This window comes from Flavobacterium sp., assembly GCF_046293665.1.
Lineage (GTDB): Bacteria > Bacteroidota > Bacteroidia > Flavobacteriales > Flavobacteriaceae > Flavobacterium.
Genome location: NZ_JBKBOL010000003.1, coordinates 200,172 through 226,618 on the forward strand (window position 1 = coordinate 200,172; position 26,447 = coordinate 226,618).

The 26,447-nt window shown below is 36.4% G+C and carries 23 protein-coding genes; 10 read left to right on the forward strand and 13 right to left on the reverse strand.

Features of this window, described 5'->3' with window-relative positions:
- Positions 1-9: 9 nt before the first annotated feature.
- From ACK4R1_RS07275 to ACK4R1_RS07285, 3 genes are all read right to left on the reverse strand, one after another.
- Positions 10-2,205, reverse strand: a complete 2,196-nt coding sequence (locus ACK4R1_RS07275) for a DUF349 domain-containing protein (RefSeq protein ID WP_409685174.1) — start codon at positions 2,203-2,205, stop codon at positions 10-12.
- A gap of 182 nt (positions 2,206-2,387) precedes the next feature.
- A complete protein-coding gene (locus ACK4R1_RS07280; RefSeq protein WP_409685177.1) occupies positions 2,388-3,500 on the reverse strand; it encodes an endonuclease in 1,113 nt (370 codons plus the stop codon).
- 8 nt (positions 3,501-3,508) lie between these two features.
- A complete protein-coding gene (locus tag ACK4R1_RS07285) occupies positions 3,509-4,726 on the reverse strand; it encodes an RsmB/NOP family class I SAM-dependent RNA methyltransferase (protein ID WP_409685180.1) in 1,218 nt (405 codons plus the stop codon).
- A 119-nt stretch (positions 4,727-4,845) separates the two neighbouring features.
- Between ACK4R1_RS07285 and ACK4R1_RS07290 the strand changes: the two genes are divergently transcribed.
- A complete protein-coding gene (locus ACK4R1_RS07290; RefSeq protein ID WP_409685183.1) occupies positions 4,846-6,018 on the forward strand; it encodes a T9SS type A sorting domain-containing protein in 1,173 nt (390 codons plus the stop codon).
- On the opposite strand, the gene ACK4R1_RS07295 is transcribed toward ACK4R1_RS07290, so the two are convergent.
- Positions 6,008-7,996 (reverse strand): KUP/HAK/KT family potassium transporter, encoded by a 1,989-nt coding sequence (locus tag ACK4R1_RS07295; RefSeq protein ID WP_409685186.1) that lies wholly within the window; start codon positions 7,994-7,996, stop codon positions 6,008-6,010. The genes ACK4R1_RS07290 and ACK4R1_RS07295 overlap by 11 nt on opposite strands.
- Positions 7,997-8,126: 130 nt before the next feature.
- Positions 8,127-9,392 (reverse strand): hypothetical protein, encoded by a 1,266-nt coding sequence (locus ACK4R1_RS07300; RefSeq protein WP_409685189.1) that lies wholly within the window; start codon positions 9,390-9,392, stop codon positions 8,127-8,129.
- A gap of 117 nt (positions 9,393-9,509) precedes the next feature.
- Here ACK4R1_RS07300 and ACK4R1_RS07305 point away from each other — a divergent pair, with 117 nt between their 5' ends.
- On the forward strand, positions 9,510-10,562 hold the full coding sequence (locus ACK4R1_RS07305; protein WP_409685192.1) for a WD40/YVTN/BNR-like repeat-containing protein: 1,053 nt from the start codon (positions 9,510-9,512) through the stop codon (positions 10,560-10,562).
- Positions 10,563-10,586: 24 nt separating this feature from the next.
- Here the strand turns inward: ACK4R1_RS07305 and ACK4R1_RS07310 are convergent, their stop codons facing one another.
- Genes ACK4R1_RS07310 through ACK4R1_RS07325 form a run of 4 tightly spaced genes read right to left on the reverse strand, consistent with a single transcriptional unit; the run spans position 10,587 to position 13,208 of the window.
- A complete protein-coding gene (locus tag ACK4R1_RS07310) occupies positions 10,587-11,048 on the reverse strand; it encodes a sensor of ECF-type sigma factor (protein WP_409685194.1) in 462 nt (153 codons plus the stop codon).
- Positions 11,049-11,054: 6 nt separating this feature from the next.
- A complete protein-coding gene (locus ACK4R1_RS07315; protein WP_409685197.1) occupies positions 11,055-11,468 on the reverse strand; it encodes a hypothetical protein in 414 nt (137 codons plus the stop codon).
- 30 nt (positions 11,469-11,498) lie between these two features.
- Entirely contained in the window at positions 11,499-12,041 is a 543-nt protein-coding gene (locus ACK4R1_RS07320; protein WP_409685200.1) for an RNA polymerase sigma factor, read from the reverse strand.
- A gap of 57 nt (positions 12,042-12,098) precedes the next feature.
- Entirely contained in the window at positions 12,099-13,208 is a 1,110-nt protein-coding gene (locus ACK4R1_RS07325; RefSeq protein ID WP_409685203.1) for a transcriptional regulator, read from the reverse strand.
- Between the two features lie 94 nt (positions 13,209-13,302).
- Between ACK4R1_RS07325 and ACK4R1_RS07330 the strand changes: the two genes are divergently transcribed.
- Positions 13,303-14,910 (forward strand): class I SAM-dependent methyltransferase, encoded by a 1,608-nt coding sequence (locus ACK4R1_RS07330; RefSeq protein WP_409685206.1) that lies wholly within the window; start codon positions 13,303-13,305, stop codon positions 14,908-14,910.
- Position 14,911: 1 nt separating this feature from the next.
- Here the strand turns inward: ACK4R1_RS07330 and ACK4R1_RS07335 are convergent, their stop codons facing one another.
- Positions 14,912-15,100 carry a hypothetical protein gene (locus tag ACK4R1_RS07335; protein WP_409685209.1) on the reverse strand — a complete coding sequence of 63 codons (189 nt, stop codon included), beginning with the start codon at positions 15,098-15,100 and terminating at the stop codon, positions 14,912-14,914.
- 77 nt (positions 15,101-15,177) lie between these two features.
- On the opposite strand from ACK4R1_RS07335, the gene ACK4R1_RS07340 reads away from it, so the two are divergent.
- Positions 15,178-15,561: a MazG nucleotide pyrophosphohydrolase domain-containing protein gene (locus ACK4R1_RS07340; protein WP_409685212.1), complete on the forward strand. Its 384-nt coding sequence runs from the start codon at positions 15,178-15,180 to the stop codon at positions 15,559-15,561.
- Positions 15,562-15,673: 112 nt separating this feature from the next.
- On the opposite strand, the gene ACK4R1_RS07345 is transcribed toward ACK4R1_RS07340, so the two are convergent.
- A complete protein-coding gene (locus ACK4R1_RS07345; protein ID WP_409685215.1) occupies positions 15,674-18,973 on the reverse strand; it encodes an amidohydrolase family protein in 3,300 nt (1,099 codons plus the stop codon).
- Positions 18,974-19,119: 146 nt separating this feature from the next.
- On the opposite strand from ACK4R1_RS07345, the gene ACK4R1_RS07350 reads away from it, so the two are divergent.
- From ACK4R1_RS07350 to ACK4R1_RS07370, 5 genes are all read left to right on the forward strand, one after another.
- A complete protein-coding gene (locus tag ACK4R1_RS07350; protein WP_409685218.1) occupies positions 19,120-20,406 on the forward strand; it encodes a hypothetical protein in 1,287 nt (428 codons plus the stop codon).
- A gap of 109 nt (positions 20,407-20,515) precedes the next feature.
- Positions 20,516-21,967: a Na+/H+ antiporter NhaC gene (nhaC, locus tag ACK4R1_RS07355; protein ID WP_409685221.1), complete on the forward strand. Its 1,452-nt coding sequence runs from the start codon at positions 20,516-20,518 to the stop codon at positions 21,965-21,967.
- Between the two features lie 209 nt (positions 21,968-22,176).
- Entirely contained in the window at positions 22,177-22,812 is a 636-nt protein-coding gene (locus tag ACK4R1_RS07360) for a peroxiredoxin (RefSeq protein WP_409685224.1), read from the forward strand.
- Between the two features lie 83 nt (positions 22,813-22,895).
- Positions 22,896-23,204 (forward strand): thioredoxin family protein, encoded by a 309-nt coding sequence (locus tag ACK4R1_RS07365; protein ID WP_409685227.1) that lies wholly within the window; start codon positions 22,896-22,898, stop codon positions 23,202-23,204.
- Positions 23,205-23,206: 2 nt separating this feature from the next.
- Complete coding sequence (locus ACK4R1_RS07370) at positions 23,207-23,464, forward strand: DUF6952 family protein (protein WP_409685230.1); 258 nt, start codon at positions 23,207-23,209, stop codon at positions 23,462-23,464.
- Positions 23,465-23,494: 30 nt separating this feature from the next.
- On the opposite strand, the gene ACK4R1_RS07375 is transcribed toward ACK4R1_RS07370, so the two are convergent.
- Positions 23,495-23,869 (reverse strand): DoxX family protein, encoded by a 375-nt coding sequence (locus ACK4R1_RS07375; protein WP_409685233.1) that lies wholly within the window; start codon positions 23,867-23,869, stop codon positions 23,495-23,497.
- Between the two features lie 97 nt (positions 23,870-23,966).
- Positions 23,967-24,860 carry a DUF4349 domain-containing protein gene (locus ACK4R1_RS07380; protein WP_409685236.1) on the reverse strand — a complete coding sequence of 298 codons (894 nt, stop codon included), beginning with the start codon at positions 24,858-24,860 and terminating at the stop codon, positions 23,967-23,969.
- Between the two features lie 215 nt (positions 24,861-25,075).
- On the opposite strand from ACK4R1_RS07380, the gene ACK4R1_RS07385 reads away from it, so the two are divergent.
- Complete coding sequence (locus tag ACK4R1_RS07385) at positions 25,076-26,359, forward strand: anthranilate synthase component I family protein (protein WP_409685238.1); 1,284 nt, start codon at positions 25,076-25,078, stop codon at positions 26,357-26,359.
- Positions 26,360-26,447: the final 88 nt, after the last annotated feature.

The following is a 26,447-nucleotide window of genomic DNA, read 5'->3' on the forward strand; positions in this document are numbered from 1 at the left end:
ACTTTTTTGTTATTCTTCTGTTTTCAAATTTCTGAGTTGTTTCAGCTTGTCTTTCAAGGTGGCTAACTCTTCTTTTTTGAAGTCGATGTTTTTCTTCACTTCTTTCACCATCGGGTTATCCGCTTTCGCATTGGCAAAGAACTGGATGTTGTTTTCCAATTGGAAAATCTCTCCTTGTACTTCGTCAATCTTACGCATGATGAAAACTTTTTCGTTGTCTAACTTACGAGAGTCAGAATTAGCCAAATGGTCTAACTTATTGGCATAACGCGCCATTTCGTTGTCCTTTTTGCTCAAGCTTAACTTTTCGAATAAGGCATCTAGTATCTTATTGAATTTCCCTTCAATATGACGACGGGCAAAAGGCACTTTGCCATAGCTTTTCCAAGTTTCGATGTGGGCTTTGATGGCATCTAAGTCGGTTTTGTGATCACCTACCAATTCAAAAGCTCTCAAGGTTTCCAGGTAGGCTTTCTTATTTTCAAAAGCAGCTACTTCTTCTTCATTTACCTCAGATTTTTGTTCTTTCAACTTCTCGAAATACTCGTTACATGCCGCTCTGAATTCGGCCCAAAGTTTGTCGGAGAATTTTCTCGGCACATGACCAATGGTTTTCCACTCTTCCTGAATTTGTTTCATTAACGGAGTAGTGGCAGCAAAATCGGTGCTTTCTTTTAACTCATTGGCTTTAGCCACCAACGCTTGTTTCTTAGAAAGGTTATCGTTTTGGTCTTTTTTGATGTCTTTGTAGAAAGAGTTTTTCAATACATTAAAACTTCTTACGGCATTTTTAAAGGCAGTCCAAGTTTCTTCATTCACTTCCGAAGCTACTTTTCCGGCAGCAAAGAATTGATTTCTCAAGGCTTCTACTTTTTCTATTTGGCCTAACCAAGCAGCGTGAGAGTTTACTTTTTCTTGCGCTAAGACTTCAATCTGTGCGATGATGTCTTTTTTCTTTTCTAAATTGGCCGTTTCTACTTCGCGCAATTGTTCGTATAAACTTTCGCGTTTGTCGTGCATTTGTTTGGTCAATTCGCTAAAACGGTTCCAAATTTCCTCACGTTGGTCACGAGAAACCGGACCAATATCTTCTTTCCAAATGCGGTGTAAGTCTTGCAATTCACGGAAAGCTTTGTTGATGTCTTCTTCGTGAACCAATTCTTCTACACGCGCTATGATTTTTTGTTTTTGTTCTAAGTTGTGTTTGAAATCTAAATCACGCGCTTCACGGTCTAAGTGTAGAATATCATAGAAATTCTCTAAATGAAAGTGGTAATTGTTCCAAACGTGGTTGTATTTGTCTTTCGGAATTGGTCCGGCTACTTTCCAACGATCGCGGATGTCATTGAATTTCTTCAACGTTACCGGAATACTTTCCTGACTGTGGATTAGGTTTTTAAGTTCCTCAACAATCGCCATTCTGTTTTCTAAATTGGCTTGAAGGTTGTTTTGTAAACTTTTAAAATGTATGTTTTTCTTGTCTCGGTATTGCGAGTACAATTGGTCAAACTTTATTTTAAGTGGAAAATGATAATGGAAATCTTCGGTAGTATCCGGATTTTCAGCGTGGAATTCGTCTTTTTTTTCTTCAATAAAATGGTGGTATTTCGACAAGAAAGACTTTTTCAATTCTTCTACATGGTCTTTCACCGACATCACTTTTTCGACTACAACTAAATCACCTAACGCATCCACCAATTGCTCCATGGATAAAGTTTCGTAATCCAGCATAGGAATTTCATGACGGTCTTTTAACGATTCGTCTTCACCTTCTTCAGCATTGACTTCTTGAATAGCATCCATCACTGAATCACTTGTCGGTTCTGCAACAGGCGTGTCATCGGCTACTTCATCGGCAGTCAATTCAATTACTGTTTCGTCAGCTTCTTGCACAGCTTCTTCCACCAAAGCTTCTTTTTCAGCGGCTACTTCAATTTCGTCTTCTGTAAGTGTTTCGGTTAAAACTGCTACTTCAACCGCTGGTTCTTCGGCCACTTCTTCAACAACATCCTTAACGGCTTCAACAGTTTGCTCCGCTTCAACTTCCGCTTCTTCAGTTTGGATTTCTTCGGTTGCTGCTGCTTCAACAGCATCACTTCCAACTTCAGTTGTAGTTTCTTGGTTTTCAGTAGTCGTCGTTTCCAATGATTCGTTTACTACATTTCCATCTGCATCCAGCAGGTTATCATTCTTTTCTTCTAACATTTGTATAAATGTTTAAGGGTTACACATTATGAGGGCGAAAGATAGTAAAGATGCGTTAAAGTTCAAAGAAAATCGGCGTTTTCTGCATGTTATTAAATAGATTAATTTTATTAGGCAAAGCCAAAAACAAAAAAAACGCTGTTGGATTTCAACAGCGTTTCTCGTTATAAATTGTTTTGAAATTAGTTTACCAAGACTTTTTTGGTTACCGAATCATTATTGCTGGACAGTTTTATAAAGTAAAATCCTTTTGGCAAATTGTTTAAGGTATAAGTGTTGTTTTCCAAGGTTGGTCTTTTAATTTGTTGTAAAACCTGACCGTTAATGGTGATGATTTCGATGTTGTCAAGTGAGATTTCAGTTGAAATATTCACGTTGCCGTTATTTGATGGATTAGGATAAACAGACACGGCATTTAAACTTTCAAAAGCAGAAGTTGCCAATGGTAATCCCCAAATTTGAGTTACATAATTGTTATTGTCAATAAATGGATTTCTATTGTTTTGACGCGCGTAAATAGCATTATTTCGATCGATTTCTTTAGCACTAACAGGATCTTGTTGATTCCATGTTAATAAAATATTCAAGAAGGTATTTGAGAAACTATGACCACTAGTACCGTCAAACATCACTTTAGAAGTAGAACTTGAGGTTGTGTAGAATGTTGTGAGTTGGTCTTCATAACGCGTTGCAAAATAAAGAAGCAGACGAGCAATATCGCCTTTGTATTGATCAACCGGTTCGAAAACGGTTAGTGAATATCCTGCAGAATAACCTGAATTCATATTGTTCCCAAGTTTAGAACCATTGGTTGAAGTCCAAGTAGCATTTTGAACTCTACCATAAGGGAAATCATCACGAGTAGCATTAACTACTTTGTCGGAAGGAATAACAAAATGTGCATCAGAAAACATAGGTGAAACACTATTCCCGAAATAACTCTGAGGAACGGTATGCTCTCTATTGAATAAAACACATTCTCCACCCGGATTGGTACCATTGTCTTGATTACCACCATTGGCAACTGTTCCAAAGGTAAATTCACAATCAGAATACATATCCCAAACTTTACCGTTTGGTCTGACATCTGAAGTTTGGTATGTTATGTATAATCCGGGAGTATAACCTTGATCAAAATGATTTTTGATGATATTGTGAAGTTGTGTTTTTAGCACATAACCTGTTCCCGTAGCGGTATTGTAATATCCCGGAGGAATGGCATTAACCGATTGGGTTTGTTGGGCTAAACTAACTAGCGTTAAACTTAAAAATAAAAGGGTAAAAATTCTTTTCATGTGTTTTTTTATATTTCTTTTCGTTCTAATAAGGCCATGTAAAAACCGTCAAATCCGGTGTCTTGTGCCAAAATCTTAACCTCTTTTACAAAGGTAAATGATTTACCGATTTCTGTAGTTAAGAAATGCTTAACTTGTTCCTGATTTTCAGAGGGTAAGACTGAGCAAGTGGCATAAACTAGTTTGCCTCCCGGTTTTACAATCTTGGAGTAATTTTCTAAAACTTCAGCTTGTACTTTTCTGATGTTGTCAATGAATTCAGGTTGGAGCTTCCATTTGGCATCAGGATTTCTTTTTAAAACACCTAATCCGCTGCAAGGTGCGTCAATCAAAACCCTGTCGGCTTTTTCGTGAAGTTTTTTGATGACTTTGGTGGAGTCGATAATTCGGTATTCTATATTGAAAGCGCCGTTTCTTTTGGCTCTTAATTTTAGTTGTTTGAGTTTGCTTTCATACAAATCCATGGCGATTAATTGCCCTTTGTTTTGCATTAAGGAAGCCATGTGTAAAGTTTTTCCGCCGGCGCCAGCGCAAGTGTCAACTACTCGCATACCAGGTTGTACGTCAAGGAAAGCCGCTACTAATTGTGAGGAAGCGTCTTGTACTTCGAAGAAGCCTTCTTTAAAAGCATCGGTTAAAAACACATTAGCTCTTTCTTTTAAAACCAGTGCATCGGGTTGGTCTTTTAAAAATTCCGTTTCGATGTTTAAATCCATTAAAATGGCGCGTAGTTTTTCTTTGGTCGTTTTTAGCGTATTAACACGAAGTATCACTTGGGCTTGTTTGTTTTGGGCTGCAATTTCTTTGGTCCAAATGTCTTCACCTAATTCTTTCACGCCCAATTCATCCATCCAATCCGGAATAGATTCGCGCATTTTTCTGATTTTGGATAATTCGTCAAAACGCCCTTTGATTTTGCGTTCCGGTGTGCCTTCTAATTGTCTCCAATCGGGAATTGGGTAACCGCGTAAGACTGCCCAAACGGCAAACATTCGCCATAATTGGTCACGATCAAAAGGTTCTTTTACATCGGCAATTTCCATATATAGTCTTTTCCAACGTACGATTTCGTAGATGGTTTCGGCCACAAATTTTCGGTCGGAACTTCCCCAACGTTTGTCTTTTTTTAAGGCACGAGCTACCACTTTATCGGCATATTCACCTTCGTTAAAAATGGCGTTTAGGGAATCAATGGTGGTGTAAACTAGATTTCGATGTAATCGCATGTTGTAAAAAAATAAGCGTGCAAAGATATTCCTTTTTTGTTATCTAAGCTGAAAATTAACAAGCTAAAAACAGTTTAGCATCAGAATTGCCTATATTTGATTTGATAAAACTCCTTGAAATGAAAGATATTAAGTTGCACTTTTTTGTTTTTTTTCTTTTAACCTTCTCCGGTGTTGCATTGGCCCAACCTTTTCAAATTGGTCACGCCACTATCAATTTTACCGATCCTGCCAGAGGAAATCGAGTGATAGCCACAGAAATTTATTATCCTTCCGATATTAGTGGTGATAACGTTGCCATGACAGCTACTGCCGGAGATTTCCCTGTTTTGAGTTTCGGACATGGTTTTGTAATGACTTGGGATGCTTATCAAAATTTTTGGACTAGTTTGGTTCCTAATGGTTATATCATGGTTTTTCCTAAAACCGAAGGATCGTTTTCGCCCTCGCATTTAGACTTTGGGAAAGATTTGGCTTTTGTAATCGACCAAATGAACCTTTTGAACAATGATAATACGTCTATTTTTTACAATAGAATTAGTATAATGAATTCGGTTATGGGACACAGTATGGGCGGAGGAGCTTCTTTTTTAGCGGCGCAACTGAATAGTAGTATTAAAACCATAGTCAATTTTGCTCCGGCAGAAACCAATCCTTCTGCTGTGAGTGCTGCTGCTTCAGTAACCATTCCTGCGCTGATTTTTTCGGGAATAAATGATTGTGTTACGCCGCCGAATGTACATCAAATTCCAATGTACAATAGCTTGTCAGGGACTTGTAAAACGCTAATTAATATCATTGGCGGAAGTCATTGCCAAATGGCCAATAGTAACTTTTTTTGTAATGTTGGTGAAGGTTCTTGTTCACCACAACCTACCATTAGCAGAGCGATTCAGCACAATATTATCAATACTTATTTGTTGCCTTGGTTGCATTATCAACTAAAAGGCAATTGCAGTCAAGGGACTTTATTTGACAGTCAAATTTTGGTGGATACGGCGATTACTTACCAAAAGAATTGCATCCAATGTGTTGATTTAGGGATTGATACTTCCGGTTTAAATAATAGAATAAAAGTATATCCAAATCCTATTAATGATTTTCTTGAAATTAATGGGGCTGAAGGCAAGCAATATCAAATCCAGTTGTATGATAGTCAAGCCAAGCTTGTTTTGGAAAAATCATTCACAACCACAACCACAATTGAAACTTCAGTTTTGGCCAAAGGCATTTACATCTACACTATTGTAGAAGAAGGCAAAACGGCTTTAGAAGGAAAAATTATAAAATAGTTCTGTCACCAACAATTCTTCGCATTTCGATTTTCTCTGGAGCGTGAATCACCAATGGGAATTGTTCAATTTTCACAGAACTACTGTCAAGACCAAATCCTTTTTCTTCAGACAAACTCATTTTTTTCATAAGAAAATAGGTGTTCATAACAATTTTCTCAAAGAAAGTCAAGTCACTATCGTTAGAAAGGAATTTTTCAGAAAGTACAAACTTGAAGTCACCGATGATGTGGTTTTTGCTCAAAGATTCATATCGGCTGGTAATGTCAACTTCGCCGCGTTCCACCATGTCTTTGATCACTTGTTTGAACATTAGGTTGATTTTGGTAGGTTCTCTAAAGCCAAGATAGAAATCGATACGGTAAATGTCGTCTTTAATGATTTCGGTTACGCGGTATTCTTTTTTATAAGGTTCGCTTAGGATGTTTACGTGGATAAACCAATACAAATCGGCACGTTTCGGACGTTTTTGAAGAATAGAATACATTACCTTTTCTTCTATTTCGTCGCTGCGGTTGGAGTTGGTCATGTACACCAAATGCGTAGCATATTTCGGAATAGACAAGTCGACACTCAACTCAGCCAATACTTTTTTATAGTCGTTGATTTTGACAATTTTAGTATAGCTTTTGCTGATTTTCTTGGCTAAGAACCAAGTTGACATTACCCCAATTAAGAAGATGGCGATGGCTAAAGTCACATAACCGCCTTCCATAAACTTAGTTACATTGGCAATCAAAAAACTTACTTCGATAGTGACGTAGATTGAAATAATAGGTGCTATGAAATACCATTTTACCCTTTTCATTATTAAGTAAAAGTTCAACAACGTTGTGGTCATCATCATTCCTAAAATAATGGAAAGACCATAGGCGTGTTCCATGTATTTTGATTCTTTGAAATATAAAATAATACCGACACAACCAATGAACAACAGCCAGTTAATCGATGGAATGTATAATTGTCCTTTAACATCGGTTGGGTAATTGATTTTTACTTTGGGCCAGAAATTCAATCTCATCGCTTCGTTGATTAACGTAAACGATCCGCTGATTAAGGCTTGCGACGCGATGATGGCTGCTAATGTGGCAATTACGATTCCGATGGGTTGGAACCAATCGGCCATAATTAGATAAAACGGATTTGGATTGTGGTCATTCAATTGCGATAGAGTGCTGCCGTTGTGTTTTAATAAATAAGCACCTTGACCGAAATAGTTTAACACCAAAGTTGTTTTTACAAAAATCCAACTCACTCTAATGTTTTTTCTTCCGCAATGTCCCATGTCAGAATAGAGCGATTCAGCTCCGGTGGTACAAAGGAAAACTGCCCCTAAAATAAAGAAACCATGCCCTGATGCGTCAGAAGTTAGAAGTTTGTAGGCATAATATGGATTGATAGCTTTTAAAACTTCTACATTTTGGGTGATTTGTAAAACACCTAAAATCCCTAACATCGAGAACCAAACCAACATGACCGGAGAGAAAAACTTGGTTACTATTTTGGCGCCAAATTGTTGTATGGTAAACAAGACAAACAAAATCGCAATTACAATTGGAATAGTGGGAATATCCGGTTTAAAGATGAGTAAACCTTCAACTGCAGAGGAAACCGAGATGGGCGGTGTGATAATTCCTTCTGCTAAAAGTAAACTTCCACCAATGATGGCGGGAACTATTAACCATTGAATTTTGGTTCTTTTCACTAATGAATAAAGCGAAAAAATTCCACCTTCACCATGATTATCGGCATTTAGCGTGATGATTACATATTTTAAAGTCGTTTGTAATGTTAATGTCCATAAAATACAAGACAATCCACCGAGTACCAAATCAGAACTTATTCTGTTCTCATCGATTATCGATTTCATTACATACAATGGTGAAGTACCAATGTCTCCGTAGATAATTCCTAATGTTAAAAGTAAACCGGCTGCTGAGAGTCTTGAGTGTAAATTCTGATGGCTATGAGAACTCATAATAAAAAGTTAAAGACTGCAAATTTATATCTTTTTGAAATATCTGATTATGTATTAGTCATTTATTTTCAAAAACAAAAGACACCGCCTGAGCGATGTCTTTTTCCAACAACAAAACTATATATAAAATTTAACCTCTTCTGTTTCCTTTTGAGCCAGAGTCACTTCTTTGGGAATTACCTCTTTGGGTTGACATTTCTCTTTGTCCGCCTGAGTTTGCTCTTGGGCTTGACATTTGTCTTTGGTTACCAGAGTTACTTCTTTGACTAGACATTTCTCTCGGTGCATTATTTCTGGGAGATTCGTAACTTCTGTTGTTCCCGTTTGAAGTCACTGCTCTAGGAGATTCATTTCTTTGATTTGAATTACTTCTTGGTGAAGCATCTTGAGTTCTAACTGGTCTTGGCGATTCTGAGTTTTGTGTATTACCATTAGACGTTAATGCTCTTGGCGATTGATTGTTTCTGGTGTTGCCATTGGAAGCAACCGTTCTTGGTGACTCATTGCCTCTAGTGTTTCCATTGGAAATAGTCGATCTTGGAGATTCACTTCTAGTATTGGCATTTCCTCTTGGAGAAATCCCTGCGCTGGCATTGTTTCTCGGGCTGTTATTACCAACCAATTCTCTATTACCAACAGTTCTAATGTTTCTATTTTGGTCTAGTTCACGACGGTTTGTATAACCAGTATTTCTAACTTGGAATGAACGATTTGGATAACGCACTTCATAACCATTTCCTCTTCTTCCGCCTCTGTAATAGCCGTTGTATGCCAATTGACATCTTCTGTTATTTACATAGTTATAGTGGTGGTGCAAATTAATGTGGATACCAATATGATTTCTGTATCTAAAGATTGGAAAAGGAGTCCAAGCGTAATAATAACTTGGATAATAACCCCAATACCAAGAAGAATAATAAGGTCTGTAATTACCTACCCAAAAAGAAGCATAAATCACAGGTGTAAAGGAATAAACCGGTTCGTAGATGTAATTTGGACCATACATGTATACGTCACCAACTACTTGTACTTGAACTCGATTATCTCGGTCACGTTGTACTTCAACGGTAGCTACATCTTGAAATGTATCCCGACCTAAAACGGATTGGATTACAATTAAGTGCTCATTGCCTTCAACAGTTTCAATTACTCGCAAATAATCGACTTGATTGTCTTCGTTTAAATCCAAATTAGAAATTTGAATTTTAGGATCATTCAACCTTCGTTCAAAGTCGGCCAAATCTCTGGAATCACCAAAAATAGATGCAACCGCTCTTAAATCAAGGTTATCACTGATTTCAGAATTATAGGCTGAAACAGTTGTTCTGTCTTGGGCAAAAACCTCAGTTATGCTCAGCAAAGTTAGAACGGACAATGTTATAATTTTAGTTTTCATGACTTAAATGTTTAATGTGGAATAGTTTTGATAGCCAACGTCCAATTACAATGCCAAAATCTTTTTAATCTATTTGAAATGGTTTTTTTAACGTATTTTTAGCAAAAAATCTGGCCAATGAAAAGCAATGTTTTCTTCTGCAATTTATTACTAATGACAGTGTTAACGGCTTGTAAATCTTCTAAATTAAAAATGAATGAGGAATTTACTTCTGTCGAAATGAAGACACTTTATAGCGAAAAAATAAGTATTAGAGCAATCGCTTTTGATAATGATACGATTTATTATGGTGGTTCAGATAAAAAGCTTGGTTTTGTTTCTTCTAAAGCCAGGTATGAAAAGCAGTTAACTACTTTACCCTATAACTTTGAATTCAGAAGTATAGCCTTGACATCTAAATATGTTTATTTTTTATCCATTGGAAATCCGGCTGTGCTTTACAGGTATTCGAGAAATTTTAAGCAGACCGAATTGGTTTACCAAGAAAATCATGAAAAAGTATTTTATGACAGCATGCAATTTTGGAATGATGAAGAAGGTATCGCAATTGGAGATCCAACAGATAATTGTCTTTCTATCATTATTACGCGAGATGGTGGGAATTCTTGGCATAAATTACCTTGTGAAAGTTTGCCTAAAACGGTTGATGGTGAAGCCGCATTTGCCGCTAGTAATACCAATATTGTTTTGAAAGGCAACAATGCTTGGATTGTTTCCGGTGGAAGGAAGTCAAGGGTTTTTCATTCTTCTGATAAAGGAAAATCATGGAAAGTATATGAAACGCCAATCGTACAAGGCGAAACGATGACCGGAATCTTCACAGCCGATTTCTATAATGATAAGATTGGCTTCATTACAGGTGGCAATTATGAAAAGCCAACACAAAACTTTCAAAACAAAGCCATCACTGCTAACGGTGGAAAAACATGGGATTTGATTGGAGAAAATATCGGTTTTGGTTATGCTTCTTGTGTGCAATTTGTACCAAAGTCCAATGGTAAAGGAATTGTTTCAGTAGGGCCAAGTGGTTTGTATTATTCCGCTGATGGTGGCCATAGTTGGAAACAATTCTCCGATGACTTGACCTTATACACTATAAGATTTTTAGATGAAGATACCGCTATTGCTGCCGGAAAGACCAAAATTGTTAAAATAGAGTTCAAAAAATAAGAGAGTCATTTGACTCTCTTATTTTTATTTTTTTTGTCTTTTATCACGGTATTGTTGTAATAACTTTCGATTAAAACCTTCTTCTGCTTTTTTGAGTTTTAGAATTTTTACAGATGAAATCACACCCTTCAAACTGGCCACAAACTTTTTCTTAGCTTGATACAATTCTTCTTCACTGCTTTCCATTTGTGTCAAGATGGTTGAGGCTTCTTTTTCGGATAGATTGTCGAATGCTTCATCGTCAATTTTATCAATATAACTTTTTAACTTTTGCTTTCTGATTTCGTGCTGTTTTTCTTCAAAAGCATTATACAACGGCCAAAACTTAGCCGCTTCATCTGGTGTCAATGACAATTCATTGGTAATGTAAGCCACTTTCATAGCCTTGATTTGTTCTTTCTTCTCTTTTAATAAACGACCGCCTTGGGCAATGGAGTTTATAGAAAAAAGCATAATGATTGCGATAATTAGTCTATTGATTTTCATATTTTTTTAGTCTATTATGTATTGTTCTAAATTGATATTATTTAATAAGATGTCTTCTACGGCTTGATCTTCAAGATTTAAATCCAACCTTATTTTTTCTAAATCTTCCATGTCTAAAAGAGAGGCAATTTCATCATTCGATATCAAAACATGATTTTTAAGATAATCTTCTAAAACAACTGCATCAATATTATCTGAAGCTGTACTAAAGTTGTTGTAAATCGGAACAGATAAAAGCATAGCCACAACTGCAGCAGCTGCGATATACCAAGATTTCCTTCTGCTTACAATAGAAATTACTTTTGGTTCTTCTTTCTTAAGCTGCTTTAGCATTTTGGCGTTAAACGAATCAAAATAACCTTCGGGCGTAGTAAATCCGGAGGTGATTTTGGGTTCGTTATCAAGTTTAAATGGTTTCATAGTCTTTTGACAAAGTTTAGAGAATAAAGTTTAATTGGTATTCATGAAATCTTCAATTTTTTTCACAGCATGGTGGTAAGAAGCTTTTAAAGCGCCCACCGAAGTGCCTAAAATCTCCGACAGTTCCTCGTATTTTATTTCTTCAAAATATTTCATTTTAAAAACCAGTTGTTGCTTTTCTGGTAAAAGCGCAATAGCTTTTTGTAGTTTTAACTGTATTTCATTACCATCAAAATAGTCATCGGCTTTTAAATTCTCTACAATCCTGGTTTGCATGGCTTCGCTGGTTGTTCCGTTGCGTTTGGCTTTTTGATTGATGAAAGTAATCGCTTCGTTGGTAGCAATTCGGTACATCCAAGAGAACAATTTACTATCGCCTTTAAAATTTTTCAGATGCTGAAAGACTTTCACAAATGTATTTTGCAATACATCATCCGCATCATCGTGGTTCAAAACAATGTTGCGAATATGACTGTACAAAGGTCTTTGGTAATCCCGCAAGAGTTTTTGAAACGCCACATTTTGCGTCTTTGGATCTAATAATTCCCGAATAAAATCCTTCTCTTCTTGCAAAACGACAATTTAAGGGTTGGAATAAAGATAGTCGAAAAGGTTTAATCAACCCAAAAATTAAGGTGTTTCTGTTGGTGTAGGCGAATCATTTTCAGTAGGTTCTGTTACAGGAGTTACCGGCAAAACAAAAGTGGGAGCTGTAACCGGAGTTTTTGGAAATACCGGAATATGAATTTCAGTCACCCATTTTGAAGGTTGTTTGATGTCGTCTATAGTTTTAATGTAAACCTCAGTATATTTTCCGGCAAAGTTTTCTTGGAAACCATTATCTGCAATGTGTTTTTTGGCTTTAGCCCATGCTTCTTGAGTATGCGAATAATCACCGGTCAAAGTAGTTTTCAAACATGTAAATGGAACAATTTCACCCGAAGTTACATCGCTTCCCGAAGCCACAAAAATTTGCTTAGTTGTAGGAATACAAACTGAAAAAGTCACGATGTCATTTGCCACATCATAACGTTCATATTGGATAAAAGGTTTTCCGGCCATTGGTAATTGGTTCTTTTTAAAGAAATGAACCATTTTCGGCATGATAATTTTGATGTTTTTAGAAAGGCTTTTAATTTTACAACTAACAGTTTGTTTTAAACAATATCCGGAACTTCGTTGTACAACACCATTAACTTTAATGGAATAAGTTTTCATTTCATAGTCTAAAGTTTTATCCAAATTTCTCAGACTTTTTTCAAAGGCATCGGTCAAAATATTGACCATTCCACCATCGAAAAACGTATTGATTTTGGTAAACAAATCCATTTTTCCTTTACTGTGAATGGTAATTTTGGTGCCGCCAACCGTATCTTTAAATTTCAGGTGAAAAGTCGCAGTCGTTCCGTTGAAATTCCCTTTTTGAACCAAACTGTCATTTTCTTTGGCGTAAAAAGTCTTGATAAAACCTTCATCTCCGTCTTTTTTCCAAGAGAAATTGGCACCTGCGCCCATAGTTTTAGCAGGATAATTAAAGGTTATGCCGTGGTTTTTAGTCATCCACGAACCAAAGGTTTCCCAGTTTTTATAGTCATTCACATAATCAAAAACAATACTTTTCGGACTATGAATCACCATGCTTTTAGAAACGGTAAAATCACCTTTTTGAGTCGCAATATAAACGGTAACGCCTATAAAAGCCAATAATATTAGTAGGAATATATATTTCAGAATTCTCATCGGTCGATTTTTAAGAGACACAAAGTTAAGATAAAACATTTAACTTTTGGTGTTAAGAGATTGAGTATATTTGTTTGTATTCAAAGTAAAAAAAATGAAAAGCAAAAGCGAACTTCGAGCTATTTTATTCAGGCATTTAGATGGTATTACAACTGTTCCGGTAGCTTATTCTCTTTATAAGAAAGGTGTGTTGGAGTATATTTTGCAAAAGCAGAAAGTAACGCTTGAAGAATTGGTTGCCAAATTCAACGCCAATGATGGTTATTTAAATGTAGCGCTTCGAGTTCTGGCTTCTCAAGGTTGGTTGGTTCAAATCGTTGACAATCAAAATAATGAAATTACTTTTAGTGTAAATGATAAAAGCGAGTTAGCTTTTTCTTTGGTGCCTAACTATAAAGGTGTTTTTGAACTTTTACAATTTTCGGAGCACTTTCATCCGCGAAAATTTGAAGTCGAGCCGTTTGAGATGCTTAATGATTTGTTCCAAAAATACAAGCTTAACTTTGGTATAGAATTTTCAGAAGATGAAAATGAACGTTCAATTCAAGAGCAGGTTTTGTATCACATTGAAGGGAATTTGGTTGGACCAACGATTGTAATGCTCGGAATGACCGGCATGTTTCACAAATACTTTATGGAAACTTCATTTCGTCCGGAAGAGTTTCACAAAAAGCCGGAGTGTTTCTCCGCCATTTTAGATTTCTTGACGCATTTAAATTGGTTTACCAAAAAGGGCGATAACTATCAATTTACTGAAACGGGTTTGTTTTATGCCAAAAGAGCCGCGGCTTATGGCGTAACAGTTTCCTATATTCCGACACTCCGTAAAATGGATGAACTGCTTTTTGGTAATGCTTCAATTTTACGAAATGTAGGCGAACACGAAACAGAGTTGCATGTCGACAGGGAAATGAATGTTTGGGGAAGTGGTGGCGCGCATGCGGAGTATTTCAAAATTGTAGATGAAATCATCATCGAATTGTTTAACCGACCAATCGCTGAACAACCAAAAGGAATTTTAGATATGGGTTGTGGTAACGGTGCTTTTTTGGAACATATTTTTTATGTGATTGAACGTCAAACGAAAAGAGGCAAAATGCTTGATGAGCATCCATTGTTTTTGGTTGGAGTCGATTATAATGAAGCAGCTTTAAAAGTTACCCGTGCCAATTTAATCAAAGCCGATATTTGGGCCAAAGTGATTTGGGGTGATATTGGTCGACCACAATTATTAGCCGAAACGCTTATGGAGGATTATAACATCGACTTAAAAGAATTGCTCAATGTGAGAACTTTTCTCGACCATAACCGCATTTGGGAAGAACCAAAATCCAAAACTGTCAATCGCATCAGCACATCAACCGGAGCTTTTGCCCATCGCGGTAAGCGAATTAACAATAATGAAGTAGAAGATAATTTATTGGAGCACTTATTGAAATGGTCGCCGTTTGTAGATAAGTTTGGATTGCTTATTATTGAATTGCATACCGTTTCTCCCGAATTAACGGCTTCAAATATTGGCAAAACCGCTGCCACTGCTTATGATGCAACACATGGTTTTTCTGATCAGTATATAGTAGAGATTGAAGTATTACACAAAATTGCTGCAGAAGCCGGATTGTTTTCTGATGATCGATTTTTCACCAAATTCCCTAACTCTGATTTGGCTACAGTTAGTGTGAACCTTTTTAAAGGAAAATAGCTTAGTGTTTCATAAACACTTTTATCACAAATAACATGGCGATAAAAAGTAAAAACGCGATAAGAATTTTATAACTTCCTTTATAAACTTTGCTGTGTAAGGCTTTGTCTTTACCGTAAGCATAAAAAGCAGCTATTACAAAAGCAACAAAAAACAAGGCGGCGAAAATCCATTGACCAGTTGTGAACATTTATTTCAAATTTTCAACAAAAATACTCAAATGTATTGTAAAGTGATAACTTGCAGTATCATTTAATTCAGTAAAAAATGCAAAAACAAATCAACGCAGTAAAAGAATTTCACACCGCCTTCGGATTGGGCGTAAGCCACGAAATGAAAGGCGATTTGGGCGAACAAAAAAATATGTTGCGCTTCAATTTAATGAAAGAAGAAAATGAAGAATATCTTGAAGCAGTTCAAAACAATGATTTAACAGAAATAGCCGATGCGCTTGGTGACATGCTTTATATTTTGTGCGGAACGATTTTAGAACACGGTTTACAGCACAAGATTGAAGAAGTTTTTGACGAAATTCAACGCAGTAACATGAGTAAACTGGGCGAAGACGGCAAACCAATATACCGAGAAGACGGAAAAGTAATGAAAGGACCGAATTATTTCAAACCGAGTTTTGAGGAGATTTTAAGGTAGTTTCAGTTTTTTTAATTGAAGTAAAAAAAAACTCCAAGTTTCCTCGGAGTTATTTTTCTGAGAATTGCTACTGCGACTGTAAGCTGTCACAAAAACAAATCAAACATTACTGTTAATTATGAATCGCATCACAACAGTGGTGTTCCATAAAACTTTCGGTTTCTTCATGCCATGGGAAAGCGGCGTTGTACTTGTTGTTTTCCCAATAAAATTTTTGGCGCGCTTTGGGTTCGTTGCCTTCTTCGTTCATGGTTTCTGAATTGTACATTCTGCCGTTGATAATTGTATAGCGCAACGTGGCCGAGTTTTGAATGTCGTCTAAAGGATTTTTATCTAACACTAAAATGTCGGCTAACTTACCGGCTTCAATGGAACCTATGTCTTTTCCGGCGCCTATATAATTCGCCGCATTGATGGTAGCCGTTTTCAAAGTTTCCAGGTTGCTCATGCCGCCTTGGTTGATGCTCCACAATTCCCAATGGGCACCTAACCCCTGCAATTGTCCGTGAGCGCCCATATTTACTTTTACACCGCTATCGGATAATTTTTTAGCGGTTTTTGAAGTCAGGATATGGTCGTTTTCATATTCTTCATCGGGTGCCATTGTTCTGAAACGTGACCTAGAATCGATAATGCTTCTTGGGGTAAATTGTAATAGTTTTTTATTTTCATACACATTGGTTTTTTGGTACCAATAATATTCAGCATTCAAACCACCGTAGTTAACAATTAAAGTAGGCGTGTAGCCAACACTACTTTTGCCCCAAAGTTCTAATACATCTTTATAAACAGGCGTTACCGGAATATTGTGTTCCACTCCGGTATGACCGTCAATCACCATCGTCATGTTGTGGAAGAAATTAGAACCGCCTTCTGGAACGACATTAATGTTTTCTTCACGAGCCGCTTGTAAAACTTGTTGGCGTTGGTCACGACGCGGTTGGTTGTAGCTTTTTACAGAAAGTGCTCCAAAAGCTTTAGTACGTTTGATAGAAGAACGAGCGTCATCTAAATTATTGACTAGGGCTTTAAAATCACCATCGGCACCATAAAGAATAAAACCTGTTGAGTAAATTCTTGGCCCAACCAATGCACCACTTTTTACCATTTCTGAAAGGGTAAATATCGATTCGGTATTGGAAGACGGATCATGAGAAGTAGTAACGCCAAAAGCCAAATTCGCATAAAATTGCCAGTTTTGTTGTGTTGTCAATCCGTACCGGAAAGCACCAACGTGTGCGTGCGCATCGACCATTCCTGGCATTACTGTTTTTCCGCTTAAGTCATATACTCGAGCATCAGTTGGAACAGAAATATCATTAGAATTTCCTACCGATTCAATTCGGTTTTGGTTGATGATTACGGTGCCTTTTTCAATTACTTTATCACCATCCATCGTAATGATTCGAGCATTAGTTAAGGCGATTTTCCCTTTGGGTTTATCAACTTTGGAAGTTAAGCCGATTTTAATTCCGGTATCAGTAGGTTTTTCTACTTTCTCCGGCGAACCCGGTAAGAAAGTAAAGCGGTCTTTGATATCGTTTACAAAATAACTGTCGCCTAATGTCCACATTACTTTTTGGCTGTTGGTAGCCCAATGCAAATTAATTCCGGCATCTTTTGATAATTCTGAAACAGGAACTACAGTCGATTTATTGTCTAAATCAATTTCCTGACCGTTCATATTTAATGGCGCTACATAAGCTTTGTGCAAGTGCATAAAAGCAATCCATTGGTTGTCCGGACTTGGCACCAAACGGTTGGCGTATTTAGATTTGATGTGCGTTCTTTCGTCATTTCCGGTTAAATCCACACTTTTTAATTCTTTGGTCAAACTACCAAAAAACACACCGCCGGTTTGGTAAAAAATACGGTTTCCATCTTTGGTAAATAAAGGATATTGACCATTTTCGGTGATGAATTTATTGGCGCCACCATTGACACTCATCGAATAAATTCCGGTTTTTTTTGAAAAAGACATTCCTTGGTCGAGATTGCCACTTTCTTTTCTATATACAATAGTTTTACCGTTAGGCGATAGGGAAGGTGTTCTGTAGATTCCTTTTTCAGTGGTTAATTTAACCGGATTTTTTCCATCTATACCTACTTTTCTTATGCTACCTAATTCTATATCATTCCAAGTGACATAAATAATGGTTTTACTATCTGAGGTAAAGGTTGGTTCGGCCTCGAAATCGGTACCGTTGGTTAAACGTTTTGGTGTTCCGTTGGGTAAAGTTTTAGTCCAAATATACCCCAAAGCTCTAAAGGCTAGGGTTTTTCCATCAGGAGAAGTCACCGCGTCGCGTATCATTTTTACGGTAAAATCGTTATCCGAAATAGGCGTATTGAAATGTACTCGGTCGGCAACTTCAATTGCTACATCGGCGGTAAAAGGAATATTAGTTGCCGTTGAAGTTTTGGTGTTGATTTTATTGATTTTTCCACCAAACCAAATCACAATATCTTCATTATTAGGCATCCAATTGAAGTTAGGGTAAACGCCAAACAATGCCCAAGCGGTTTGTTGGTCTTTGTCGAGTTTGTCATACACCGGCCATTCTTCTCCGGTTTCTAAATCGTGTAAGTATAAAACTGTACTGGTTCCGATTCGCTTGATGAAAGCCAATAGCTTCCCGTTAGGCGATACTTGTGGTCGAGCTGCGCCGCCTGGCCCGCCGGTAATGGTTTCGAGTTTTCCGGTTTCAAATTCGTAGCGTTTGATAACATAAATTTCGTTATGCGGATCTTTGTTGTATTGGAAAAAACCGCCGGGATACATGTCTTCGCTGAAATACATATATTTTCCGTCTTTGGAAATATTGGGTTCGTTGACATCTTGTTGGTCGTTTTTGCGTTTGGTCAATTGCACGCCACTTCCACCACTGATATGGTATTGCCACATTTCTCCTGCACCGGCTGAGCGTTGTGAAGTAAAGTTTTTTCTACCAACCAAATAATTTCCGTCAGGCATCCAAGCCGGATTGCTCATTAAGCGAAAATCTTCTTTAGACACTTGTTTGGCATTGGTACCGTCGGCATTCATTATCCAAAGGTTATCGCCACCACCAGCATCGCTGGTAAAGGCAATTTTTTTGCCATCCGGACTAAAACGCGGTTGGATTTCAAAAGGAATACCCGAACGCAGTATTTTGGCTTTTCCACCTGTGATAGGTAAACTATAAATATCGCCCAACATGTCGAAAACAATAGTAGTGCCATCCGGGCTAACATCTAAGTTCATCCAAGTTCCTTCAGAAGTAGTGAAGTTTTGGGTTTTGTAATTGAAACTGTCACCGGGTTTGGCAACATCCCATTTAGGGGTTTCTTTATCGGCTTTAGGAGTTTCTTGTGCGTTAGAAATATTTAAAGTAAATAAAGCAACGAATAAAAAAGAGAGTTTGTTATACATTTAAAATGAAATGTTGGTTAAAGATTCTATAAATGTAAATAAAAAAGGCATCATCTAAAAGTGTTGTGTTCTGGCTTTTTATTAATCGATGTTATTTAGTATTATTTTTATTATTAAATTTCAAAAAAAATAAATCTATTCAAAATATGTCTGTAAACGTATCTTCTGAACCAAATGTGTGGTCGCCTTCTCGAAAAGCCTTTACCGTTTTTGTTATTTGTTATGCATTTTTATACATGTTTCCGAGGCCTTTTAGTGAAATCCCTGGATTGGATGTTATATTTTCGGTTTATACCAAACCTTTAGAGATTGCAACATTGTGGTTTGGCAAAACCATATTAGGCATCACGACTTTAGAGAAAATTGCGATTACCGGCAGTGGTGACACAACTTTTGATTATGTAAATTTATTATTCATTTTTTTGCTTTCAATTATTGCTACAATAATCATTTTGTTGGTCACTAAGAAAAAGAATTTTCAGTCTTGGTTTCAAGTGACTTGGGTTTATGCAAGGTATTATGTGGGTTTGTTTTTGATTTTGTATGGTGTGATTAAGTTTTTTAACGGACAGTTTCAACCTACACACATTGCCCGTTTAGAGCAAACTTATGGTGAATCTTCTCCAATGGGGTTGTTATGGACTTTTATGGGACATTCCAAAGCTTATACTTTCTTTGGTGGTTTTATAGAGTTTGTAGCCGGTGTTTTGTTGCTTTTCAGACGTACGACCATAGCGGGAGCTTTAATGGGTTTTGGGGTGATGTTGAATGTAGCTGCAATGAATTTTTGTTATGATGTGCCGGTAAAGTTATTTTCTTCGCATTTGGTTTTATTGTCAATATTTATAGTGTCACCTTATTTGGGTTCATTGTACCGTTTCTTTTTTAAGCAAGAAGTACTTCAGTTAAAAATAGAGTCGCTTATTTTTAAGAAAAAATGGCAGCATATCACTCATAAAGTTTCAAAAATCGGATTGATAGTATTGTGTTCATTGGCTATAGTTTTGATGATTGTACAAGTTAATTCGACACCTGAAAATGCAGTTTATGCCAATAGCTTTAATGGTAGTTATGAAGTTAAAACATTCGTCAAAAATGGAGATACCATTCCGCCATTAATGACCGATACCTTGCGTTGGAACAAAGTTTTAATGGAAGAGGGCAATATCGTCATCAAAACAGTTAAGGGAAGAGGCAATTATTATGCAGTGAAAACCGATACGATTGCCAATCAATTGATAATTACCTCGTACAAAGACAGTACTAAAATATTTAAATTAAACTATAAACGATTGCCCAACGAAGAGCTCTTAGTCAAAGGGAAATGGGAATCTGATACGCTTGAATTGCTTTGGAAACAGAAGAAAAAAAATGAGTACGAACTCAATAATCGTGGTTTTCATTGGATTAATGAGTATCCGTTTAACCGATGAGAATATTTTTTAAGTTGAGAGTATCTTTTAATCAGTTGTTTAGTCTTGACAAGATTATTTATAATATAAATTTATATTTTTTAGTATATTGTCCGCTAAATTATAAGGTATGAGTTCAAAATTAATTAAGAACAAGGAGTTAAGTTTATTTGAAGCATTAATCCCAGTAATTGTATTGGTTGCAATGTTGGCTTATAACGTTTTTGTTTACGGTGATAATTCCCTTGGCGGTAGTAATCAGTTTATCCTTTTATTAGGCGGTTCTGTTGCAGCAATTGTGGGCTTATTCAATAAAGTTTCTTTCAAAAAGATGATAGAAGAAGTCGCGGAAAATGTGAAATCAACAACCGGTGCGATATTGATTCTTCTAATGGTTGGCTCATTAGCTGGAACCTGGATGGTTAGTGGTGTTATCCCAACGATGATTTATTATGGTTTGCAAATTTTGAGTCCATCTATTTTTTTACCCTCTGCTTTGATAATATGTTCCTTAATTTCTATTGCCACCGGAAGTTCATGGACAACTAGTGCTACAGTTGGTATTGCCTTAATTGGAATTGGAGGCGCATTAGGTTTTGATTTAGGGATGGTGGCCGGAGCGGTTATTTCGGGAGCTTATTTTGGTGATAAACTTTCGCCTTTGTCTGATACAACGAATTTAGCACCAGCCATGGCAGGAACCGATTTGTTTACTCATATTAGGTACATGACTTTGACTACGGTTCCGACTTATATTTTAACATTACTGCTTTTTATTTTTTTGGGATTGACCGTTGAAGTTAAAGGAACTGTTGATGTTAACGAACTTCTAACAGCTATTTCTTCCTCATTTAATGTTTCACCTTGGTTGTTTTTAGTTCCTATAGTAGTTATCGGTCTAATTATAAAAAAAACAGAGCCACTAATTGCTCTGATGATTGGGACTTTGCTAGGAGCAGTATTTGCTTTAATTTTTCAACCTCAGATTATCAATCATATTTCCGGGGTTAGTTCAATGACTTTTCAATCTGCTTACAAAGGAATCATGAATGCTATTACCACGGAAGTTGTTATTCCTACAGACAATAAAACTTTAGCGGATTTATTCGTTTCAGGCGGCATGAAAAAAATGTTAGGTACTATTTGGCTGATTTTGTGTGCTATGGTTTTTGGTGGTATAATGGACGCGATTGGCGCTTTGACCAGAATTAGTAGCGCTTTACTATCGGTAGCCAAATCAACCTTTGGATTATTCGCTTCAACTGTTGGTAGCTGTTTGGCACTGAATATTACCGCTTCAGATCAATATTTAGCGATTGTGGTTCCGGGTAAAATGTTTTCTAAAGCCTATCAAGACAAAGGGTTAGCGCCTGAAAATCTTAGTCGAACTCTTGAAGATACCGGTACGGTTACCTCTGTTTTGGTGCCTTGGAATACATGTGGTGCCTATCAAGCCGGAACATTAGGCGTTTCAACATTAGACTATTTGCCTTATGCTTTCTTTAATATCATCAGTCCGTTTATGACTTTACTCTTTGCTGCTTTCAATATAAAAATCAAGCAGTTAGCCAAGTCACTTTAGTTATTAAATTAATTCACTTGTACCAATTGAATCGTTAATTCACAAATCCAATAAAAAAAAGGCATTTTCACCAGCGAAATGCCTTTTTTTTATGGGATAATCTTAGGCTATGAGTTAATAATGAAATACAATAAGATGGGGCTTTTTTTTAATAGATTAACGCAGTACTTTTGCACCATCAAAAAAATAACATTTAAACCATACACATTATGTCATTAGTAGGTAAAAAATTTCCCAACATTACTGTAGATGCCATCTCTCACATGGGAGATAATTTAAGAATCAACGTGCTTGAAGAAGCTACAAAAAACAACAAGAAAGTACTTTTATTTTGGTATCCAAAAGATTTTACTTTCGTTTGCCCAACAGAATTACACGCTTTCCAAACGGCTTTGGGCGAGTTTGAAAACAGAAATACCATCGTAATTGGTGCTTCTTGTGATACCAATGAAGTTCACTTTGCTTGGTTAAATACTCCAAAAAACAACGGTGGAATTGAAGGCGTAACTTATCCTTTAATCGCTGATACTACCAGAAACTTATCGGCTGCTTTAGATATTTTAGATGCAGAATGGGTTTATGATGCCGAATTAAACGACGAAATTCTAGAAGGTTCCAACGTAACTTTCAGAGCGACTTACTTAATTGATGAAACCGGTAAAATTTTCCACGAAAGTGTAAACGACATGCCGTTAGGAAGAAACGTAAACGAGTATTTAAGATTAATCGATGCTTATACTCACGTACAAACCAAAGGTGAAGTTTGTCCGGCCAACTGGGAAGAAGGTAAAGAAGCCATGAACGCTGACCGTTTGAGTACTGCTGCTTATTTAAGCCAAAACTAATTATCAATAACAATCACAATGGAAATGTTCAATATCAATTATTGAGTATTGAAATTGCCATTGATTTTTGAAATTCAAAAAATATGTTAATCGAATTAAACGAAGATACTTTGCAAAATTTGGTCGATACCAATGAGAAAGTAGTAGTACAATATTCGGCTTCTTGGTGTGGCAATTGTCGTATCATGAAACCGAAATTTAAAATGCTTGCTTCTCAAAATGAAGGAATGGCTTTTGTTTTGGTAGATGCTGAAAATTCACCCGAATCCAGAAAGTTGGCTAATGTGTCTAATTTACCAACCTTTGCCACTTTCATAAATGGGAAATTGGTTAACCAAACACAAACCAACAAAGCAGAAGTTTTAGCCGAATTGGTAAACGAAATTGCTTAATTATGAAATTACCCGTAATTAAACATTTGACCCAATTTATTGAGGACAACGATCAAGATTATTTGATAGAAACCATTGAAGTGTTAGAAGCCTTAACCGAAGTGCCTTCACTAAAAGATGAAGAACTGGATATGATTGGCGAGTTAATCTCCAATATGTATGGCGCACTCGAAGTGCACAAAATGGTCAAAGAAGGCAAAGACAAAAAAGAAGCCCTAAATGATTTTATGAAACGAGTGTTAGGCTCAATAGATAAATAACAAAAACGTCCCGATTACCGGGACGTTTTTTTATGGAGTGAAAACAGATTTGTAATTGTTCCAATAGCGATAAATTAAAAATAAATTGCCTATAAAAAGCAATGCCGCTATCCATAAAGTTTCGGGCGACAAAAAATAATTGATTAATAAAATATTTAAGGTAACCGGTAAAATAACAATATTGGCTAAAGTCACATATCGTCCAATAACATAAGATATGCCACACAAAAGTTCAACGGCTTTGGCTAAAGGAATCAAATATGTAGAGGCAATTAAACCGGTGTTGAATGCTTTAAAATCTCCGGTTGTAACCGGTTCAGGCGCTAACTTGAGAAAGAAACTCATAGCGGCAAAGATCAAAAATAATCCAATAAGAACTCGAATAACAATGGTAGTGATTTTCATGATGATTTTGTTTAATTGATTGTCCTATCAAAGTTAAACAAAAAAATACCAAAAGCCGAGACTAGTGGTATTTATTTAATAATCAATTAACTAAGGATTATTTCTTAATCAATTTTTTATAGCCAAGATAACCTAAACCTGCAATTAAAATTAGTGCCCAAAGTTGTGTTACAAAAGCAATAATGCCTTCTAACATATACCAACCTGTTTTTAAACTGTCCCAAATTTGCAAACCAATATTCGGACGATAAGCATTGCTATTTTTTTCATTGTAAACCAACTCTTTTTTGACTGTTTCTCTTTGGTATAAATACAAAGTTACAGTACTAAAATTCACTTGATCTTCTAAGGAAAGATTTTTAATAATCGTTTCATCACTTTCTGTTTCACGGTCGAGCACTTTGTCTTCGGCGTTGGTGATGTCGTTTATTTTTTTTCCTTTGACATCAATACCTTTTTCTAAACGCTGTTGGCTTTTGGATAAACGTTTTTGCGCTAATTTATTCGATAACAATTGCAAAGCCACATCATCCGCTTTAATCAAACGACTGTCGAGAAAATCGACTTCTTTGGCTAAGGATGTCAAAACGGTGTCCAATTGCGTATTCGGTACGCGAAGGGTAATAGTGTTGTCAACTGTATATTTAGTTGTTTCTAAAATACTGTCTTGACTAACTTGAGTTTCATGATGTTCGTTCACGGTACTTTTTAAATCGGTAAAGGTTACAAATCCACCGTGTTTACTAACGATATTTTCAATGACATAAGTCGATTTGGCTACATTTTTGACTTTGAATTTTAAATCAGCGGTTCGTACAAATTTTCGGTTAGATTCTTTGTTTTCAACCGCAGCGTTAGAAGAAATCATTGCCGTCGAAGAAGATTCTTTAGCGATGATGTCAGCAGTAGCTTCATCGGCTTCCGCTTGTTTGCACGCAAAGGCAATTCCCAATAGTAGTAATGCCAAACCCAGTTTTGATAAGTGTTTCATGTTTCATTCATTTTAAATAGTTATTAATAGTTACAATTCCAATACGTATTATTTTTTGAACAGGTCGGAGTAGTTTTCTATCAATAGCTTTAAATGAATTACTGGTTAAACGTTATTTTTAGTCTTACTAAAAAGTGTGCCAAAATTTCGACTTTGTTCGTTCGTTCCGAGAATTATTTTTATTGTAATTTTGAATACCATTTAAAACAGTTTCCTTGAGAACCATTATTACCCAAAAAATTGAACAGACTACTACTTTTAAAAGTCAATTATTGGCATGGTCGCAACAGTTTAGAGAAGTCGTTTTTTTGGATTCCAATGATTATCAGCAAAAATATTCAAGTTATGATTGTATCTTGGCAGTTGATGCTTTTACGTCAATAAAAACAGACCATCACAACGCTTTTGAAGATTTAAAACAATACCAGCAACAAACTAAAGATTGGCTGTTTGGCTATCTGTCTTATGACTTAAAAAATGATATAGAACATTTGCAATCCAACAACTTTGACGGTTTAGATTTTCCCGATTTATTTTTCTTTCAACCCAAGAAATTATTTTTGCTAAAAGGCGATGAAGTAAGTATTCATTATTTGCGAATGTGTGATGATGAAATAGCATCGGATTTTGAAGATATAGTTACTTACCGACAACCGATAACCAACAACCGACAACCCAAAATAGAACAACGTATTTCAAAGGAGAACTACCTTGCTAAAGTCACCGAAATGCTTTCTCACATTCATCGCGGTGACATTTATGAAGCCAATTTTTGCATGGAGTTTTATGCCGAAAACACTAAGATTGATACTTTAAATATTTATCAGAAGTTAAACAGCATTTCACATCCACCATTTGCCGCTTATTTTAAAAACAACCACCAATATTTACTTTGTGCTTCGCCCGAACGATATTTGAGAAAAGAAGCCAACAAAGTTATTTCCCAACCGATAAAAGGAACTGCCAAACGTTATGCTGACGAAGTTTCAGACGAAAAATCAAAATCCGATTTAGCGCTAAACCCAAAAGAACGCTCAGAAAACATTATGATCGTGGATTTGGTTAGAAACGATTTATCACACACCGCAACCAAAGGTTCGGTAGAAGTGGAAGAACTTTGCGGGATTTATTCTTTTGAGCAAGTCCACCAAATGATTTCGACTGTAGTTTCTACAGTTGACGAAACCACTTCGCCGGTAGAAATTATCAGAACTACTTTTCCTATGGGCAGCATGACCGGCGCTCCGAAAATTTCCGCCATGAAAATCATCGAAGAATTGGAAGAAACCAAACGCGGTTTGTATAGCGGAGCAGTTGGTTATTTTACACCAACAAATGATTTCGATTTCAATGTTGTTATCAGAAGTATTTTATACAATGCCCAAAACGATTATTTGTCTTTTTCCGTTGGCAGTGCGATAACTTCTCAAGCGATTGCGGAGTTGGAGTATGAAGAATGTCTGCTAAAAGCTAAAGCCATGTTCGAGGTTTTGGGATAATTTTAATCTTGCAAATTCAAAATAAAACTCTTGCAAATTCAAAATAAAACTCTTGCAAATTCAAAATAAAACTCTTGCAAATTCAAAA